Here is a 16,200-nt window from a genome sequence, read left to right as displayed (position 1 = left end):
GCAGGGGGCAGGTTACTCACGTGATACTCACCCGTTCGCCACTCAACCCACCCCCAAAAACAGGGGCGGGCCCGTTCGACTTGCATGTGTTAAGCACGCCGCCAGCGTTCGTCCTGAGCCAGGATCAAACTCTCCAAACAAAACCCAACCCAAACCCAAACCAGCCCCCACGAAGGAAACCGGAAACAAGCCCGGGCCAGTACAACAGAAGCCGGAGAAAAAACAACCCCAACCCAACCCGACACCCCCCACAACCCCCCAACCCCGCGGAAACCACAACCCAACAAAGGACCAAGCACCGCAGAACCAGAAGACACGAGAAGCACCGGACGGAAAAAACAACACCCGAAAACCCCCCGCGAACACGACAACAACACCGCGAACACGAACAGGAAACCGGGCACAACCCGACCCCCACCACAACACAGCAGGAAGCCGGGCGACGCGCACACCCCGAACCCGACCACCGACCCCGACCACAGCCAGAACCGGACAACTCAGGAACCGGGCGCGCGCAGGCGCACCCCAAGCCCACCCCCACGAAAAGGAAGCAAGCCACCGACCCGCCCCCCACGAAAAGGAAGCAAGACACCCGGGCGCACCAAACCCCGAACCCCGGAACCCCCCGCAACCCGCCCCCCACCCCAACACATGGAGCAGAACGAACGAGAAACACAGAAAACCCCAGAAGCCCGAGAAAACACGACGGACAAGCCAGAACAACCCCCCAAAAAAAGAGAGAAACCCCAACCCCTCCGCCAAAACCACGAACACAAAACATGACACACTATCGAGATCTCAAACAACACACCCAGCCGCTGTTCGGAAGGCCTCTCGACCCCCTTCGCTCCGGCGAGCGACATCCGCCATCATATGGGAAGCGATTCACCGCAGTCAACCTCGGGATCTTAGATCCCAGTCACATTGGTGGCCTCCGCGAGGCGGAACCCGCCCAGCACTCAACCCGGTCGGAACCGAGCGTGCTCGACGCAGCGGGGGTTAGTTTAGACCGGTCTTGCCCCGGTGAGTCAAGCCGGAAGCCGCATGATCCAGGACACAAAACGCTGCTCCGAGCGCCGGGGCGATCCGCGCGGTCCGGGCCTCCCCGGGACGTATCGAGCGCGCGGCGCGGTAACCGGTTCCCCGGGGTGCGGCGGGGGCGCGGGCGAGTCCGCCCGCGCCCCCCGCCGCACCCCGGGAAGTCGATCAGGACTCGGCGAAGCGCCGCACCGCGGAGGCCACGGACTCGGCCACGCGGGTGTCGAAGGCCCCGGGGATGATGAAGACCGGGCTGAGCTCGTCGTCGGAGATGACCCCGGCGATGCCGGTGGCGGCGGCGCGCAGCAGCTCGGTGGAGATGTTCGTGATGCCGGTGTCGAGCAGGCCGCGGAACAGGCCCGGGAAGGCCAGCACGTTGTTGATCTGGTTGGGGAAGTCCGAGCGCCCCGTCGCCACGACCGCGGCGTGGTCCGCGGCGCCGATCGGGTCGACCTCCGGCGTCGGGTTGGCCATGGCGAAGACGATGGCGCCGTCGTTCATGACCTTGAGGTCCTCGGGCTTGAGGAGGTTCCCCGAGGACACGCCGATGAGCACGTCCGCGCCGACCAGCCCCTCCTTGAGGTCCCCGGTGACGTGCCGGGGGTTGGTGTTCTCCGCCAGCCACTTGCGGTGCTCGTTCATGCCCTCGGTGTGGGCGCCGTCGAGCGCCCCGGTGCGCCCGTAGCCGACGATGTCGGTGGCCCCGTGGGCCATGAGCAGCTTGGCGATCGCGCTGCCCGCGGCGCCCACGCCGGACAGGACGATGCGCACGTCCTCGATCCTCTTGCCCACGATCTTGAGGGCGTTGATGAGGGCGGCCAGGGTGACGATCGCCGTGCCGTGCTGGTCGTCGTGGAAGACCGGGATGTCGAGCTCCTCGCGCAGGCGCGCCTCGATGTCGAAGCACTTGGGCGCCGCGATGTCCTCCAGGTTGATGCCGCCGTAGGCCGGGGCGATCGCCTTGACGATGGCGATGATCTCCTCGGGGTCCTTGGTGTCCAGGGCCACCGGCCAGGCGTCGACGTTGCCGAACTGCTTGAACAGGACGGCCTTGCCCTCCATGACCGGCATGGCGGCCGACGGGCCGATGTCGCCCAGGCCCAGCACGGCCGTGCCGTCGGTGACGACGGCGACCGTGTTCTTCTTGATGGTCAGCTGGCGGGCGCGCTCGGGGTGGTCGTAGATGGCCTTGCACACGCGGGCCACGCCGGGGGTGTAGACCCGGGCCAGGTCGCGGCGGTTGTGGATCGGGTACTTCGAGGTGATCGCGATCTTGCCGCCCACGTGGGCCAGGAAGGTCGAGTCGCCGACGTTATTGACCGTGACGCCCTCGATCGCCCCGATCGCCCTGACCAGCTCGGCGCGGTGGGCGGAGTCGCGGGTGTCGGCCGTCAGGTCGACGATGAGCCGGTTCCCGTCGGCGTCGGCGACGTCCACACCGTTGACGATGGCGCCGGTGGCCGCCGTCGTGTCGACGAGGGTGGCCACCGCCTTCTGGGAGGCGGGGACCTCCAGGCGCAGGGCGACGGTGTAGCTGGGGCTTGGCTGAACCATGAATGTTCCTCCATCGGGCGTCCGGCGCGCGGTCCGCGCCGGACGCGAGTTCTCGTAAATCGCTTCGAGCCTAGTGGAGGCCCGGGCCGTCCCCGATATCGAATTTGCGAATTCCGCCGAGCGAGACACCGCCGCCCCCGGAGGGGCGCGGACATTCCGCGCGCGGACACCGCCGCCTACCGGGCGACGCGCTCCATGACGATCTCGCGCACGCGCCTGGCGTCGGCCCGGCCGCGAGTCGCCCTCATGACCGCGCCGACGATGGCGCCGGCGGCCTTGACCTTGCCGCCGCGGATCTTCTCGGCGACGTCGGGCTGGGCGGCCAGGGCCTCGTCGACGGCGGCCAGCAGCGCCGTCTCGTCCGAGACGACCTCGAGCCCGCGGGCCTCGACGACGGCGCCCGGGTCGCCCTCCCCGGCCAGGACGCCCTCGAGCACCTGGCGGGCCAGCTTGTCGGTCAGGCGCCCGGAGTCGACCAGGCCCTGCAGCTGGGCGACCTGCGCCGGGGACACCGCCAGCTCCTCCAGGGCAATCCCGCGGTCCTTGGCGGCCCGGGCCAGCTCGCCCATCCACCACTTGCGGGCGGCCTGACCGCTCGCGCCGGCCGCCGCGGTGGCCTCGATGAGGTCCAGGGCCCCGGCGTTGACCACGTCGCGCATCTCGTCGTCGGCCAGGCCCCACTCGGCCTTGAGACGGCGGCGCCGGGCCGCCGGGAGCTCGGGCAGGGCCGCGCGGATCTGCTCGACCCACTCGCGGGCGGGCGCCACCGGCACCAGGTCCGGCTCGGGGAAGTAGCGGTAGTCGTCGGCGTCGGACTTGACGCGCCCGGCGCGGGTGGTGCCGTCCGCCTGGCCGTGGCGGGTCTCCTGGAGCACCTCGCCGCCCGCCGCCAGGATCGCGGCCTGGCGGCGGATCTCGTAGCGGACGACGGCGTCGATCCCGCGGAAGGTGTTGACGTTCTTGGTCTCCGTGCGGGTGCCCAGCGGCGCGTCGGGGCTCTCGCGCAGGGAGACGTTGACGTCGGCGCGCACATTGCCGCGCTCCATGCGGGCCTCGGAGACGCCCAGCGCCCGGAAGACGTCGCGCAGGGTGCGCACGTAGGCCGCGGCGACCTCGGGGGCCCGCTCCCCCGCGCCCTCGATGGGGCGCGAGACGATCTCCACCAGGGGCACGCCCGCGCGGTTGTAGTCCACCAGCGAGTGGTCGGCGCCCTCGATGCGGCCGTCGGCGCCGCCGACGTGCGTGTTCTTCCCGGCGTCCTCCTCCATGTGCGCGCGCTCGATGGGCACGGTGAAGAAGGAGCCGTCCTCCAGCTCGACCTCGACGGCGCCGTCGAAGGCGATGGGCTCGTCGGACTGGGAGGTCTGGAAGTCCTTGGCCAGGTCCGGGTAGAAGTAATTCTTGCGCGCGAAGCGGCACGACTGCGCGATCTCGCACCCCAGGGCCAGGCCGATGCGGATGGCGTACTCCACGCCCCTGGCATTGACCACCGGCAGTGACCCGGGCAGGCCCACGCTCGTGGGGGTCACCCGCGAGTTCGGCTCGCCCCCGAAGGCGTTGGGGGCGGCGTCGAACATCTTGGTCGCGGTGCTCAGCTCGACGTGCACCTCCAGGCCGACGACCGGGTCGTAGCGGCGCACGGCCTCGTCGTAGTCCATCAGCTCGTCAGCCATCTCAGGCCTCCTTCTCATTGCGCCGGGCCCCGTCGCGCACGACGGCGGTCGCCGACTCCTCCAGGGCGGGGGCCCGATCGAGCAGGCGCCCTCCCCAGCTCTCCTCCAGCGCGGCCTCGAGCACCGCGCCGGCGCGGTAGAGGCGGTCGTCGGCCCGCTGGGGGGCCAGGACCTGGAAGCCGACCGGCAGGCCGTCGTCGCTCAGCCCCGAGGGCAGGCTCATGGCCGGGATGCCGGCCAGGTTCGCCGGAATGGTGGTCACGTCCAGCTTGTACATGGCCAGCGGGTCGTCCTTCTCCCCGAAGCGGTAGGCCGTGATCGGGGCGGTGGGCGAGACGAGGACGTCGGCGCCCTCCCAGGCGGCGGCGAAGTCGCGCTGCACCAGGGTGCGCACCTTCTGGGCCGAGCCGTAGTAGGCGTCGTAGTAGCCGGCGCTCAGCACGTGCGTTCCCAGGATGATGCGGCGCTTGACCTCGTCGCCGAAGCCGGCCCCGCGGGTGGCCGCCATGACGGTCTCGGCGGTGACGGGCCCGGTCTCGGGCTCGACCCGCAGGCCGTAGCGCATGCCGTCGTAGCGGGCCAGGTTGGAGGAGGCCTCCGCGGGCATGATGAGGTAGTAGGCGTCCAGGGCGTACTCCAGGTGGGGCAGGGAGACGGTCTCGACGACCGCGCCCGCCGCCTCGAGCAGCCCCAGGGCCGCGTGGAAGGAGTCCATGACGCCCTCGTGGTAGCCCTCGCCGCCGTCGAGCTCGGCGATGACGCCGACCCGCAGGCCGCTCAGGTCCCGCCCCCGCCGGGCGGCCCGCACGACGGCGGCCATGCCGCGCGGCGCGTCGGCCAGGGAGGTCGAGTCCAGCGGGTCGTGGGAGGCGATGACGTCGTGGAGCAGGGCCGCGTCCAGCACCGTGCGGGCCATGGGGCCGGGGGTGTCCAGGGAGGAGGCCATGGCGATGACGCCGAAGCGCGAGACCGTGCCGTAGGTGGGCTTGACGCCCACCGTGCCGGTGACGGCGGCGGGCTGGCGGATCGAGCCGCCCGTGTCCGTGCCCACGGCCACCGGCGCCTCGAAGGAGCCGACGGCGGCCGCCGAGCCCCCCGAGGAGCCGCCGGGGATCCGGCCCGTGTCCCAGGGATTGGCGGTGCGCCCGAAGGCCGAGTGCTCGGTGGACCCGCCCATGGCGAACTCGTCGAGGTTGGTCTTGCCCAGGATCGGCAGGCGGGCCGCGCGCAGGTTGGTCACCAGGGTCGCGTCGTAGGGGGGCACCCAGCCGGCCAGGATCTTCGAGGCGGCGGTGGTGACCTGGCCGCGGGTGACGATGAGGTCCTTGACGGCCACCGGCACGCCGGTCAGCTCACTGGTCGCCCGCCCGGCGGCGCGGGCGGCGTCGGCGGCGTCGGCGTCGGCCAGGGCCCTGGCGGCGTCGACGTCGAGGAAGGCGCCCAGGACGCCGTCGACCGCCGCAATGCGATCCAGGTGCGCCCGGGTCAGCTCGCGGGAGGAGACCTCGCCGGCGGCCAGGGCGGCCGCCTGCTCGGCGGCGGTGGCCCGGATGAGGGAGGTGGCGGTCATGAGGCGGAGTCCTCTCCGAGGATCCGGGGCACGAGGAACATGGAGTCCCGGCTGGCCGGCGCGCCGGCCAGGAGCTCATCGACGTCGAGCGTCGGCCCGGGCACGTCCTCGCGCAGCACATTGGTCAGGGGGACCGGGTGCGAGGTGGCGGGCAGATCGGGGGTGACCACGCTCGTGACCCGGGCGAAGGAGGAGGCGACGGCGTCGAGCTCACCGGCCAGGCGCGTCACCTCCTCGGGCGTCAGGGCCACGCGGGCGAGGGCCGCGACACGGGCGACCTCGGCGGAGGAGATGGCAGACATGGATCCGAGTCTAACCGCGCCGCGCGACCGGTCCAGCCGCCGCCCGAACCGGCGGTCCGCGGCGCCGCGGCGGGCGCATGGACGATCTCACAGCCCCATCGCCTCGTCAGTTCATTGACTTTCGACCGATACCCGACTGTGATGGGCCATGGATGCTCCGCGCTTGCCGCGAGAGTCCTCAGTTGGCGTCCCGGTCAGCCCGGCCGGGACCTGCAGACAGGGACAGCAATGCACGACGAAGAACGACCCGCCCTCGAGCAGGCGCCCGAGGAAGATCTCGATCTCGAAGGCGCGAAGACCACCGTCCTGAGCACGCCCTACGGCGAGACCACCGGAGTGCGTCGGCCCCCGGTCCTCAGCGCCCCCACGCCCGACGACGCCGCGGGACGCGCCCCGGCGCCCGCCGCCGCCTCGGCCGATGACATCGTGGCGGACGTCGTCGCCCTGACGCCCGACTACGCCGTCTCGGCCGACGACGCGCCCGGCTCCGCCGCCCCGGCGCCCGACGCCGCGGCGACCCCCGTCGTCCCCACGCCCGACTACGCCGTCTCGGCCGACGACGCGCCCGACTTCGCCGTCTCGGCCGACGACGCCGCCCCGGCGCCCATCGCCGTCGACGCCGCCCCGGCCGACGACGCGCCCGGCTCCGCCGCCCCGGCGGGCCCCGTCGTCCCCACGCCCGACTTCGCCGTCTCGGCCGACGACGCGCCCGATTCCGCCGCCGTCGACGCCGCCCCGGCGCCCATCGCCGTCGACGCCGTCTCGGCCGACGACGCGCCCGGCTCCGCCGCCCCGGCGCCCGACGCCGCGGCGACCCCCGTCTCCATACCCGACGCCGCCGGGGCGGGCGCCCCCGCCCCGCCCGGCGACCCGGCGCCCGACTTCGCCGCCCCGACCGACATGGATGACGGGGTCCCCGGCGCCGGCCATGACTTCTTCGCCGCCGACGCCCTGGCCGCCGGTTCAGCACTGACCCCCGCCGAGCCGGGCCCGACCGGGGGCCGGGCGCTGCCCGCCCTGGCGCCCTCGGCCGACTCCGGCGGCCTGCCCCCGTCGGTCGCCCCCGCCTCCGCCGTCGCGTCCGCCCCCGAGGCGCCGCCCGCCGGCGACGAGGCGGTGCAGGAGGGCTGGAAGGGCTGGGAGGGCCGAAGAGCCCCGGAGGCCGAGAACCGCGCGAGCGCGGCCCCCGCCGGGCGCGCGCGCCGCCGCTGGCCCATCTGGGTCGCGGCCGCGGCGCTGCTGTTCGTCTGCGCACTGGCCGGCGGCGGCTACGCCTACGCCTCCCACTACGCCACCCTCGCCGTCCCGGGCACCACCGTCGCCGGGGTCGACGTGGCCGGCATGAGCCGGGAGCAGATCGTCTCCCTCGTCCAGAAGCGCGCCGCGGCCGCCACGGTCACCATCAACGGCGACGTCAGCGCCACGGCCGCCCTGGCCGACCTGGGCACCACCGTCGACGCCGAGGCCACGGCGGACGCCGCCATGGCCGCCTCGGCCGACGTCTTCGACCGCTTCAGGGCCCTCGTGACGTCGCACGACGTCTCCGTCGTCATCACCAGCGACCAGGCCACCGCCGAGACCTACACCATGGGCCTCATCCCCGACGACCGGGCGAAGGCGACCGACGCCGCCGTCGTCCTGGACGAGGACGGCACCTCCTTCACCACCACTCCCGGCTCCGAGGGCGTCAGCCTGGACACCGCCGCGGCCGTCGCCGCGGCCACGCGGGCCGCCACCTCCCTCCAGCCCCAGAGCATCACCCTGAACTACGTCACGCAGGCCCCCACGGTCTCCGACGCCCAGGCCCAGACCGTGGCCGACCAGGCCAACCACTGGGTCGAGCAGGACGTGACGATCAAGACGCCCGACGGCAAGAACTCCTTCACCGCCGACGACGCCACCAAGGCCTCCTGGATCACGGTGACCAGCACTCAGGGCACCGTCCCCACGCTCTCGGTGGACTCCGCCAAGGTCTCCGCCTGGGTCCAGTCCCAGAGCGAGGAGGTCGCCGAGGAGCCCGTCAACGGCGAGCGCAACGTCAACTCCAGCGGCGCCGTCGTGGGCATCAGGGTCGAGGCCGTCAACGGCACGAAGGTCACCAATGTGGACGCCCTGACCACCGCGATCACCCGGGCGCTGGGCTCGGGCAGCCCCTACTCGGGAGCCTTCGAGACCGAGGTCATCGAGGCCACCTGGAAGGACAAGACCATCGCCGACGGGGCGGAGAACCTCATCTACCAGGCGGCCCCCGGGGAGAAGTGGATCGACATCAACCTGTCCAACAAGACCGTCACCGCCTACGAGGGCGCCACGGTCGTCCACGGCCCGGTCAGCATCGTCGACGGCGCCCCGGCGACGCCGACCGTCACGGGCACCTACCACATCTACCTCAAGCACCGCGTGCAGACGATGCAGGGGGAGAACGCCGACGGCTCCACCTACGTGACCGAGGACGTGCCCTGGGTGTCCTACTTCTACTCGGGCTACGCCTTCCACGGGGCGCCGTGGCGCTCCAGCTTCGGCTACTCCGGCTCGCACGGATGCATCAATATGCCCGTCTCCGAGGCGGAGTGGATCTACAACTGGGCCGAGGAGGGCACCACCGTCGTCAGCCACTGAGTCGACGACAGCCGCCGACAACGCGCCGCCGGCGCCGTCCTCAGCGCAGGACGGCGCCGGCGGCCAGCGCCTGCAGGCGCCGGAAGACCCCTCCCCCGCTGGCCCGCGACCCGTCGTGCTCGAACTCGCTGGTCACCCACGTGCGCAGCTCCGGGATCAGGGCCGCGGTCTCCAGGGACGTCGCCAAGGGCACGTACACGTCCCGGACGTAGACGGCGGCCGCCCCCGGCACGCCGCCGTCGCGCAGCGCGGCCGGGTCGTACAGGCCCGGCCACTGCCACTGGGCGACCAGCTCGGCCACCTCCCGCCAGGGCCGCAGCGTCGCATCCTCCTCGAAGAAGTCGGCGCGCACGTGCTCACCGGTCAGCAGCGTGGGGTCCGCCTCGAAGCAGGCGGGCCGGACCCGCTGCGCCGCCCAGCGGGTCCGGGCGCCGTCGGCCCAGCAGGACTCGTGGAGGACGGCGTACAGCGGATTGCGCCCGCCGAAGGGCAGCATCGCGCCCAGGTCGCAGCGGAAGGCCCAGGAGCGCGGGTCGCGCTCCAGGAGGTGGTGGAGGGCGTCCGTGCCGCCGCTCGCCCCCAGGGCGGAGCCCAGCGACCGCAGCCGCTCCGGCCCGACGACGTCGCCCGCGGCGGTGGTCAGCGCCCCGGCCGACGCCAGCTCGACCAGGGCCGCGAAGCGCGCGCGGTCGCCGGGGTAGCGGGCGTAGAACTCCTCGCTGCGCGCCCGCATGGCCTCGAAGGTCAGGGCGTAGACCTCGTCGATCGAGTGGCCGACGGCGGGCAGGCCGCCGGTGAGCAGGACTCGCTCCAGGCTCTCGGGGTGCGCCGACAGGTAGCGGGTGGCGCAGAAGCCGCCGAAGGACTGCCCCAGCACGCTCCAGCGCTCGATCCCCAGCCCCCGGCGCAGGTCCTCGCAGTCCTCGACGATCTCGTCGGCCCGCATGTGGCTGAGCAGCCGGGCCGTGCCGGCGGCGTCTCCCCCGGCGTCCGGACGGTCGACGGGCGTGGAGGCGCCGGTGCCGCGCTGGTCGACGAGGATGAGCCGGTACTGCTCCAGGATCGCGCCGATCCAGCCCAGTCCCGCGTCGGCCGAGGGCCGGGGGGCCTCGCAGCCGGGCCCGCCCTGGAGGAAGAGCAGCGGCGGCCTGGCGGTCGGGTCGACGGGCGCCGCACCGCCCTCGGCCAGGGCGATCTCACGGGCGTAGACGTTCAGGGTTTTTGAGCCGTCGGGCCGGCGATCGCCGTCGCCGGAGCGGTCGAAGGGGACGGTCAGGTGGTGGTCGCGGGTGAGGAGACCGGCGGTGGCGGGCGACCAGGGGCCCGAGGACAGGCGGATGGAGGGCGTGCTCACGGCCCAACCGTAATCGCCGCGGCCGGGTCCGTCCGCGCGAGCGCGCCGCGGACCCGAACCGGATCCGGCCGGTCTCAGTGCTGGCAGGCGGCGCACCAGAACAGGCGGCGCCCCGCCGTCGTCCTCTCGCGCACGGGGGAGCCGCAGCGCAGGCAGGGGCGGCCGGTGCGGTGGTAGACGTACCAGCGCGCGGCCTCCTCGTCCCCCTCGGGCAGCGGGTCGGGCACGTCGGCGGCCTCGACGGTGGTGATGAAGCCCGTGGCCACGCCGTACTCCATGAGCGGGACCAGGTCGCGCCACAGGGAGCGCACCCGGTCCGCGGACAGGCGGCTGCCCGCCCGGAAGGGGCTCACCCCGCAGCGCAGGAGCGTCTCGGCGCGGAAGATGTTGCCCACCCCGGAGATGACCGACTGGTCCATGAGCAGCTCGCCGATCGGCCGGCGCCGCCTGCGCACCCCGGCGACGAAGACCTCGATGTCGCCGTCGGCCCGCAGCGGGTCCGGGCCGAGCCGGCGGCGCACGGCGGCCAGGCCCTCGGCGTCGAGCAGCTCGCAGGCGGCCGGTCCGGTCAGGTCGGCGACGCCGTGCTCGCCCGCCAGGCGCAGGCGCACCGCCCCGCGCGGCTCGGGCGGCTCCCACAGCCCCGGCGCGGGCGCCGCCGCGTCGTCGCCTCCGGACAGGCCCGACAGCGCGGAGCCGCCGCCGTGGCGCAGCGCGTGCTCGCCGCGCTCGCCCACCCGGCGCCGGGGCGCCCCGATGGCGTGCGGGGCGGTGAACTCGGCGTCGCCGTCGAAGGTCCACGCGCCGTACAGGCCCAGGTGGACGCGCAGCCACACGACGGCCCCGTCGTCGAGCGGCAGGTCCGCCGCGGGGGCGAAGGGCAGGAACAGGTGCTTGCCGTGCGCCCGGGCGCCCAGCAGCACCAGGCCGTTCAGGCGCGCGGCCCCGGCCGCGAAGCGGCCCTGCGGCGAGGAGACGGCCAGGCGCCGGCCGGCGTAGAGCTCGCTCAGGGCGGCGGCGAGTCGGTGGATCGTGTGGCCCTCGGGCATGGGCGGAACCGTAGCCGACGGCGCGCGCCCCCGCCAGGCTCAGGCGCGGGGGCGGGCGCGCTCGTAGGCGCTGATCTGGTCGAGGCGCCGCTGGTGGCGGGCCTCGGCCGGGAAGGGCTCGGCCAGGAAGGCGTCGAGGATCTCCACCGCCTCCCCGGCCGAGTGCTGGCGCACTCCGAAACCGGCGACATTGGCGTCATTGTGGGCCCGCGCCAGGCGCGCCGTCTCCACGGACCACACCAGGACCGCCCGCACGCCCGGGACCTTGTTGGCGGCGATCTGCTCGCCGTTGCCGCTGCCGCCCAGAACCACGCCGAGACTGCCGGGGTCGGCGGCCACGCCCTCGCCGCAGGCGAAGCAGAAGGCGGGGTAGTCGTCGGCGGGGTCGTACTCGAAGGCGCCGTGGTCGACGACCTCGTGCCCCCGGGAGCGCCAGTGCTCGACGAGGCGGGTCTTGAGCTCGAATCCTGCGTGATCGGTGCCGATGTGAATGCGCATGCGCCGATTGTGCCTCACGCGAACATATTGCATCGTATCAACGGCGTCTGGGCGCGCGCTGCGCGCGCCGCTAGGTTGGACGCCATGACTTCAGCCCCCTCCCCCGCGCCCGCCGTCCTCGCCGGAGTCCTGGAGACCGCCGCCGTCGACGAGTCGGTCCGCGCCCAGGACGACCTGTTCCGCCACGTCAACGGCGCCTGGCTGGCCCGCGCCGAGATCCCCGCCGACCGGCCCTCCACCGGCTCCTTCACGGTGCTGCGCGACGCCGCGGAGGAGGCCTGCCGCGCCATTCTCGACGAGCTCTCCGCCGAGATTCCGGCCGACGCCGGGCCCCCGACGACACCGCGGGGCAAGATCGCCGCGCTCTACGCCGCCTTCATGGACGCCGGGCGCATCGAGGCCCTGGGCGCCGCCCCGCTGGAGGCGGAGCTGGCCCCGCTGCTGGGCGCGACGGACAAGGAGGCGCTGGCGCGCGCGATCGGGGCCGGGATCGCCACGGGGTTCTCCGGCGTCATCCGGGTCGACGTCGAGAACGATCTCAACGACCCCGATCACTACACCACCTGGGTGGGGCAGGCCGGACTGGGCCTGCCCGACGAGTCCTACTACCGCCAGGAGGCGCAGGCCGACCTGCGCCGGGACTACGTCGCGCACATCGCCCGCATGGCGGAGTCGGCCGGGCTGCCGGCCCGCCTGGGGGCGACGGCGCAGGACCTGGCCGAACGGGTCATGGCGCTCGAGACCGCCCTGGCCGCCGGCCACTGGGACCGGGTGACCTGCCGCGACGTCGAGAAGATGAACAACCCGCGCACCTGGGACGAGATCGTCTCCTCCGCCCCGGACCTGCCCTGGGGGGCCTGGCGGGAGGGCGTGGCCGCGGCCGCGTCGGCGGCCGGGGCGAAGATGGGCCCCTTCCTGTCGCGCGCGATCGTGAAGCAGCCCGACTACCTGGCGCACGCCGCCGGCGTCTGGCGCTCCACCCCACTGGAGGACCTGCGGGCCTGGGCGGCCTGGCACGCGGTCCACGGCCGCGCCCCGCTGCTGTCGAGCGACTTCGTGGAGGAGAGCTTCGCCTTCTACTCCCGGCGGCTCCAGGGCGTCGCCGAGCTGCGGGCCCGCTGGAAGCGGGGCGTGGGGCTCGTCGAGGGGTGCCTGGGCGAGGCCCTGGGCGAGGTCTACGTGGCCCGGCACTTCCCGCCCGAGCACAAGGCCGCCATGGAGCGCCTCGTGGCCGACCTCATCGAGGCCTACCGGGCCTCCATCTCCTCCCTGGAGTGGATGGGCGGGGCCACCCGCGAGCGCGCCCTGGACAAGCTGTCGCGCTTCACCCCCAAGATCGGCTACCCCGACACCTGGCGGGACTACTCCGGCGTCGTCGTCGCCCCGGGCGACCTCATGGCCTCGGTGCGCAGCGTCGAGGCCTTCGACCTGGCCCGGGACCTGACCAGGCTGGCCGGCCCGGTGGACCGCGCCGAGTGGCACATGACCCCGCAGACGGTCAACGCCTACTACAACCCGACGATGAACGAGGTCGTCTTCCCCGCGGCCATCCTCCAGCCGCCCTTCTTCGACCCGGGGGCCGACGACGCCGTCAACTACGGGGCCATCGGCGCGGTCATCGGCCACGAGATCGGCCACGGCTTCGACGACCAGGGCTCGGCCTTCGACGGGACCGGCAGGGTCGAGGACTGGTGGACCGAGGCGGACCGCGAGGCCTTCAGGGCGCGCACGCGGGCGCTCATCGCCCAGTACGACGCCTACCGGCCGGCCTCGCTCGTGGCCGCCGCCCGGCGGGAGGGCACTCCGGTGGAGGAGGTGCCCCACGTCAACGGGGCGCTGACCATCGGGGAGAACATCGGCGACCTGGGGGGCCTGGGCATTGCGCTCAAGGCCTACGGCCTGGCCCTGGGGCGCGGGGGCATCGGCTCCTTCGACGACGCCCCGGTGATCGACGGGCTGAGCGCCCTGGAGCGCTTCTTCTACTCCTGGGCGCGGATCTGGCGGGGCAAGGACCGCGAGGACCGCGCGCGCCTGCTGCTGACCATCGACCCGCACTCGCCGGCGGAGTTCCGCTGCAACGGGATCGTGCGCAATGTCGACGCCTTCTACGAGGCCTTCGGGGTGGGCGAGGACGACGCGCTGTGGCTGGCGCCCCAGGAGCGGGTCACCATCTGGTGAGGCGGGCGGGGCCCGCCGGCGGGCGGGGGTCCGTGCGCCGGCGCCGCAGGTACTGGCCGACCGCCCGGCGCAGATTGTCCGGGCCGCGGCGCAGCGCCCGCGCCAGGGGCTCGTCGGGCGGGCCGATGCCGATGATCTCGGTCGCCCCGCAGCGCAGGAGGCGCTCGGCCCCGGGGCCGACGCGCCCGGCCAGGACGACGCAGTCCACCCCGGCCGAGGCGGCGATGCGGGCGACTCCGGCGGGCGTCTTGCCCGCCGGGGTCTGGGCGTCGACGGTCCCCTCGCCGGTGAGCACGAGGTCGGCGCCGCGCACCGCCTCGGGCAGGGCGATCTGCCGGGCGACGAGCTCGGCGCCCGGTTCGAGCTCGGCGCCCAGGAAGGCCCGCAGCGCGAAGCCGAGGCCTCCGGCGGCGCCCGAACCGGGCGCGTCCGCCTGGTCCCGGTGGCCGCTGACCCGCGCGACGCGCTCCAGGGCGCGCTCGAGCCGCGGGACGAGGTCGGCGGTCGCCCCCTTCTGGGGGCCGAAAACGGCGGTGGCGCCATTCGGCCCGGTCAGGGGGTTGGTGACGTCGCAGGCGACCCTGATGGTCGCGCCGCCCAGGAGCGGGGCCAGGGCCGAGGCGTCGATGGCCGCGAGCCGGTCGAGCTGGTCGGGGCGGGGGGCGAGTGGGCGGCCGTCGGCGTCGAGCAGCCCGGCCCCCAGGGCGTGGAGCATGCCGACTCCGGCGTCATTGGTGGCCGAGCCGCCGATGCCCAGGAGGATCGTGCGGGCGCCGCGGCGCAGGGCGTCCCTCATGAGCAGGCCCAGGCCCGCGGTGCTGGATCTGAGGACGTCGCGGTCGGCGGGGGCGATGAGCTCCAGGCCGGCGCAGCCGGCGACGTCCATGACGGCGCGCCCGCCGCTCAGGCCGTAGACCGCCCGGATGGGCCGGCCGAGCGCGTCAACCGTGTCGGCGTCGACGAGGTCGGCGCCCCAGGCGGCGGCGACGGCGTCGACGAAGCCCTCCCCGCCGTCGGACATGGGGGCGAGGACCGTCCGGGCGCGGGGATCGGCGTCCTTCACGCCCTCGGCCATGGCCCGGGCGGCCTCGCGCGCCGTCATGCTCTCCTTGAAGGAGTCGGGGGCCAGGACGATCCTCATGACCGTTCCTCCTCATCTGCGCGGCCTGGGCGGCGGGGCGTGCGAGCGGCGGGGCGCGGGGAGGTCTTCCCATGAGACCCCGCGCCGACTGCGGCATGTGTTATCGTGTGGAACGCCCCGGTCTTCGAGACACAATCGTGACATATGCCGTCAGGGCCTTGTGAGCGCGCTGCGCCGGGTGCGAGACTTCCTTGCGGAAGGATGAAGGATGTCATCCCCGGCATCTTCCGACAACTCCCATCTCTCTGGAGGATCACATGCGTCTTGGACGCTCCATCGCCGCACTCGGCGGCGCCCTCGCCCTCGTGGCGGCGGGCGCCGCCCTCGCCAGCCCCGTCGCCGCCGACGAGTCGGGTCTCCACCTGGATAAGGGCGACGTCATCCGCACCGCCCCCGACAAGCCGGTGACCGTCACCGGCACCGGCTGCGCCCCCGTCAACGGCAAGCCCTCCACCGTCACCTGGGCCGTCTTCACTCCCAAGGAGGCGGCCAAATCGGTTGCGGAGGGCGCCGTTACCGCCAAGGAGGACGGGACCTGGTCGGTCGATCTCGACATCCCCGGCATTGTGAAGGACAAGGGCCTGAGCGACCCCTCCGCGGGCGTCGTGAACTTCGGCTGCATGAACTACAACAACGAGACGACCAGCGGCGAGCAGGCCGACCTGGAGATCGACTCCACCGACGTGGAGGGCAAGGCCGCGATCGTCTCCTCGGACACCGACGGCGACGGCAAATACGACCACCAGCGCTTCGACATCGACCTCACCGGCTTCACCCCCGGCGAGGAGGTGATCGGCTACCTGGTCAACGCCGACACCGAGAACCACGTCCGCAACCTCTTCACGGTCACCGCCGACGGCACCGGCCGCGTGACCTACGCCGGCGACGTCCCCACGGACCTGCCCGACGGCAAGTACCTCATTGAGATCTGGGGCTCCACGTACGGCGAGGGCCTGGTGAGCAAGCCGATCGAGGTGGTCAACGGCTGGTGGAACATCCAGGACGAGGACATCCCGATCGACCCGAGCCCGAGCCCGACCGCCGACCCGACCACTGCCGACCCGGCCCCGGCCCCGGCCGCCCCGACGACCGCCGCCGCCAAGCCCGCCAACGGCAAGTCCGGCCTGGCCAACACCGGCGCGGGCCTGGGCATCGCCGTCGTCGCCGGCGGCCTGCTCGCCTCCGGCGGCATCCTCGCCGCCCGCCGTCGGGCCGCCTGACGGG

The 16,200-nt window shown here is 73.5% G+C and carries 11 protein-coding genes and 1 rRNA gene; 3 read left to right on the top strand and 9 right to left on the bottom strand.

The genetic code is table 11. The features are described from left to right. The 5 genes from G446_RS0114245 to gatC all read right to left on the bottom strand — a co-directional run. Positions 1-140, bottom strand: a 16S ribosomal RNA gene (locus G446_RS0114245); the annotation flags it as partial. 1,066 nt (positions 141-1,206) lie between these two features. Further along, the gene (locus tag G446_RS0114240) at positions 1,207-2,592 is read right to left on the bottom strand and encodes an NAD-dependent malic enzyme (protein WP_026410628.1); all 1,386 of its coding nucleotides are present in this window, start codon (positions 2,590-2,592) and stop codon (positions 1,207-1,209) included. 176 nt (positions 2,593-2,768) lie between these two features. Then, the gene (gene gatB / locus G446_RS0114235; protein ID WP_026410627.1) at positions 2,769-4,265 is read right to left on the bottom strand and encodes an Asp-tRNA(Asn)/Glu-tRNA(Gln) amidotransferase subunit GatB; all 1,497 of its coding nucleotides are present in this window, start codon (positions 4,263-4,265) and stop codon (positions 2,769-2,771) included. 1 nt (position 4,266) lies between these two features. Further along, complete coding sequence (gene gatA, locus G446_RS18300; protein WP_051286045.1) at positions 4,267-5,835, bottom strand: Asp-tRNA(Asn)/Glu-tRNA(Gln) amidotransferase subunit GatA; 1,569 nt, start codon at positions 5,833-5,835, stop codon at positions 4,267-4,269. Further along, a complete protein-coding gene (gatC, locus tag G446_RS0114225; RefSeq protein WP_026410626.1) occupies positions 5,832-6,137 on the bottom strand; it encodes an Asp-tRNA(Asn)/Glu-tRNA(Gln) amidotransferase subunit GatC in 306 nt (101 codons plus the stop codon). The genes gatA and gatC overlap by 4 nt, the downstream gene beginning before the upstream one ends. A 228-nt stretch (positions 6,138-6,365) precedes the next feature. Here gatC and G446_RS19615 point away from each other — a divergent pair, with 228 nt between their 5' ends. Next, complete coding sequence (locus G446_RS19615) at positions 6,366-8,756, top strand: L,D-transpeptidase (protein ID WP_084779273.1); 2,391 nt, start codon at positions 6,366-6,368, stop codon at positions 8,754-8,756. Between the two features lie 40 nt (positions 8,757-8,796). On the opposite strand, the gene G446_RS0114215 is transcribed toward G446_RS19615, so the two are convergent. The 3 genes from G446_RS0114215 to G446_RS0114205 form a co-directional block, all read right to left on the bottom strand. Then, positions 8,797-10,110 carry an alpha/beta fold hydrolase gene (locus tag G446_RS0114215; protein ID WP_026410624.1) on the bottom strand — a complete coding sequence of 438 codons (1,314 nt, stop codon included), beginning with the start codon at positions 10,108-10,110 and terminating at the stop codon, positions 8,797-8,799. Between the two features lie 74 nt (positions 10,111-10,184). Beyond that, a complete protein-coding gene (locus tag G446_RS0114210) occupies positions 10,185-11,159 on the bottom strand; it encodes an Fpg/Nei family DNA glycosylase (RefSeq protein ID WP_026410623.1) in 975 nt (324 codons plus the stop codon). 39 nt (positions 11,160-11,198) lie between these two features. Then, entirely contained in the window at positions 11,199-11,657 is a 459-nt protein-coding gene (locus G446_RS0114205; RefSeq protein ID WP_026410622.1) for a ribose-5-phosphate isomerase, read from the bottom strand. An 84-nt stretch (positions 11,658-11,741) separates the two neighbouring features. Between G446_RS0114205 and G446_RS0114200 the strand changes: the two genes are divergently transcribed. After that, a complete protein-coding gene (locus tag G446_RS0114200) occupies positions 11,742-13,835 on the top strand; it encodes a M13 family metallopeptidase (RefSeq protein ID WP_026410621.1) in 2,094 nt (697 codons plus the stop codon). Here G446_RS0114200 and G446_RS18295 read toward each other — a convergent pair. Then, positions 13,822-14,976 carry a glycerate kinase gene (locus G446_RS18295; protein WP_051286044.1) on the bottom strand — a complete coding sequence of 385 codons (1,155 nt, stop codon included), beginning with the start codon at positions 14,974-14,976 and terminating at the stop codon, positions 13,822-13,824. The genes G446_RS0114200 and G446_RS18295 overlap by 14 nt on opposite strands. A 257-nt stretch (positions 14,977-15,233) precedes the next feature. On the opposite strand from G446_RS18295, the gene G446_RS0114190 reads away from it, so the two are divergent. Continuing rightward, positions 15,234-16,196: a hypothetical protein gene (locus G446_RS0114190; RefSeq protein ID WP_026410620.1), complete on the top strand. Its 963-nt coding sequence runs from the start codon at positions 15,234-15,236 to the stop codon at positions 16,194-16,196. Positions 16,197-16,200: the final 4 nt, after the last annotated feature.

The sequence above is a fragment of the Actinomyces dentalis DSM 19115 genome (genome assembly GCF_000429225.1).
Classification (GTDB): domain Bacteria; phylum Actinomycetota; class Actinomycetes; order Actinomycetales; family Actinomycetaceae; genus Actinomyces; species Actinomyces dentalis.
This window is presented reverse-complemented; position numbering and strand designations above follow the sequence as displayed.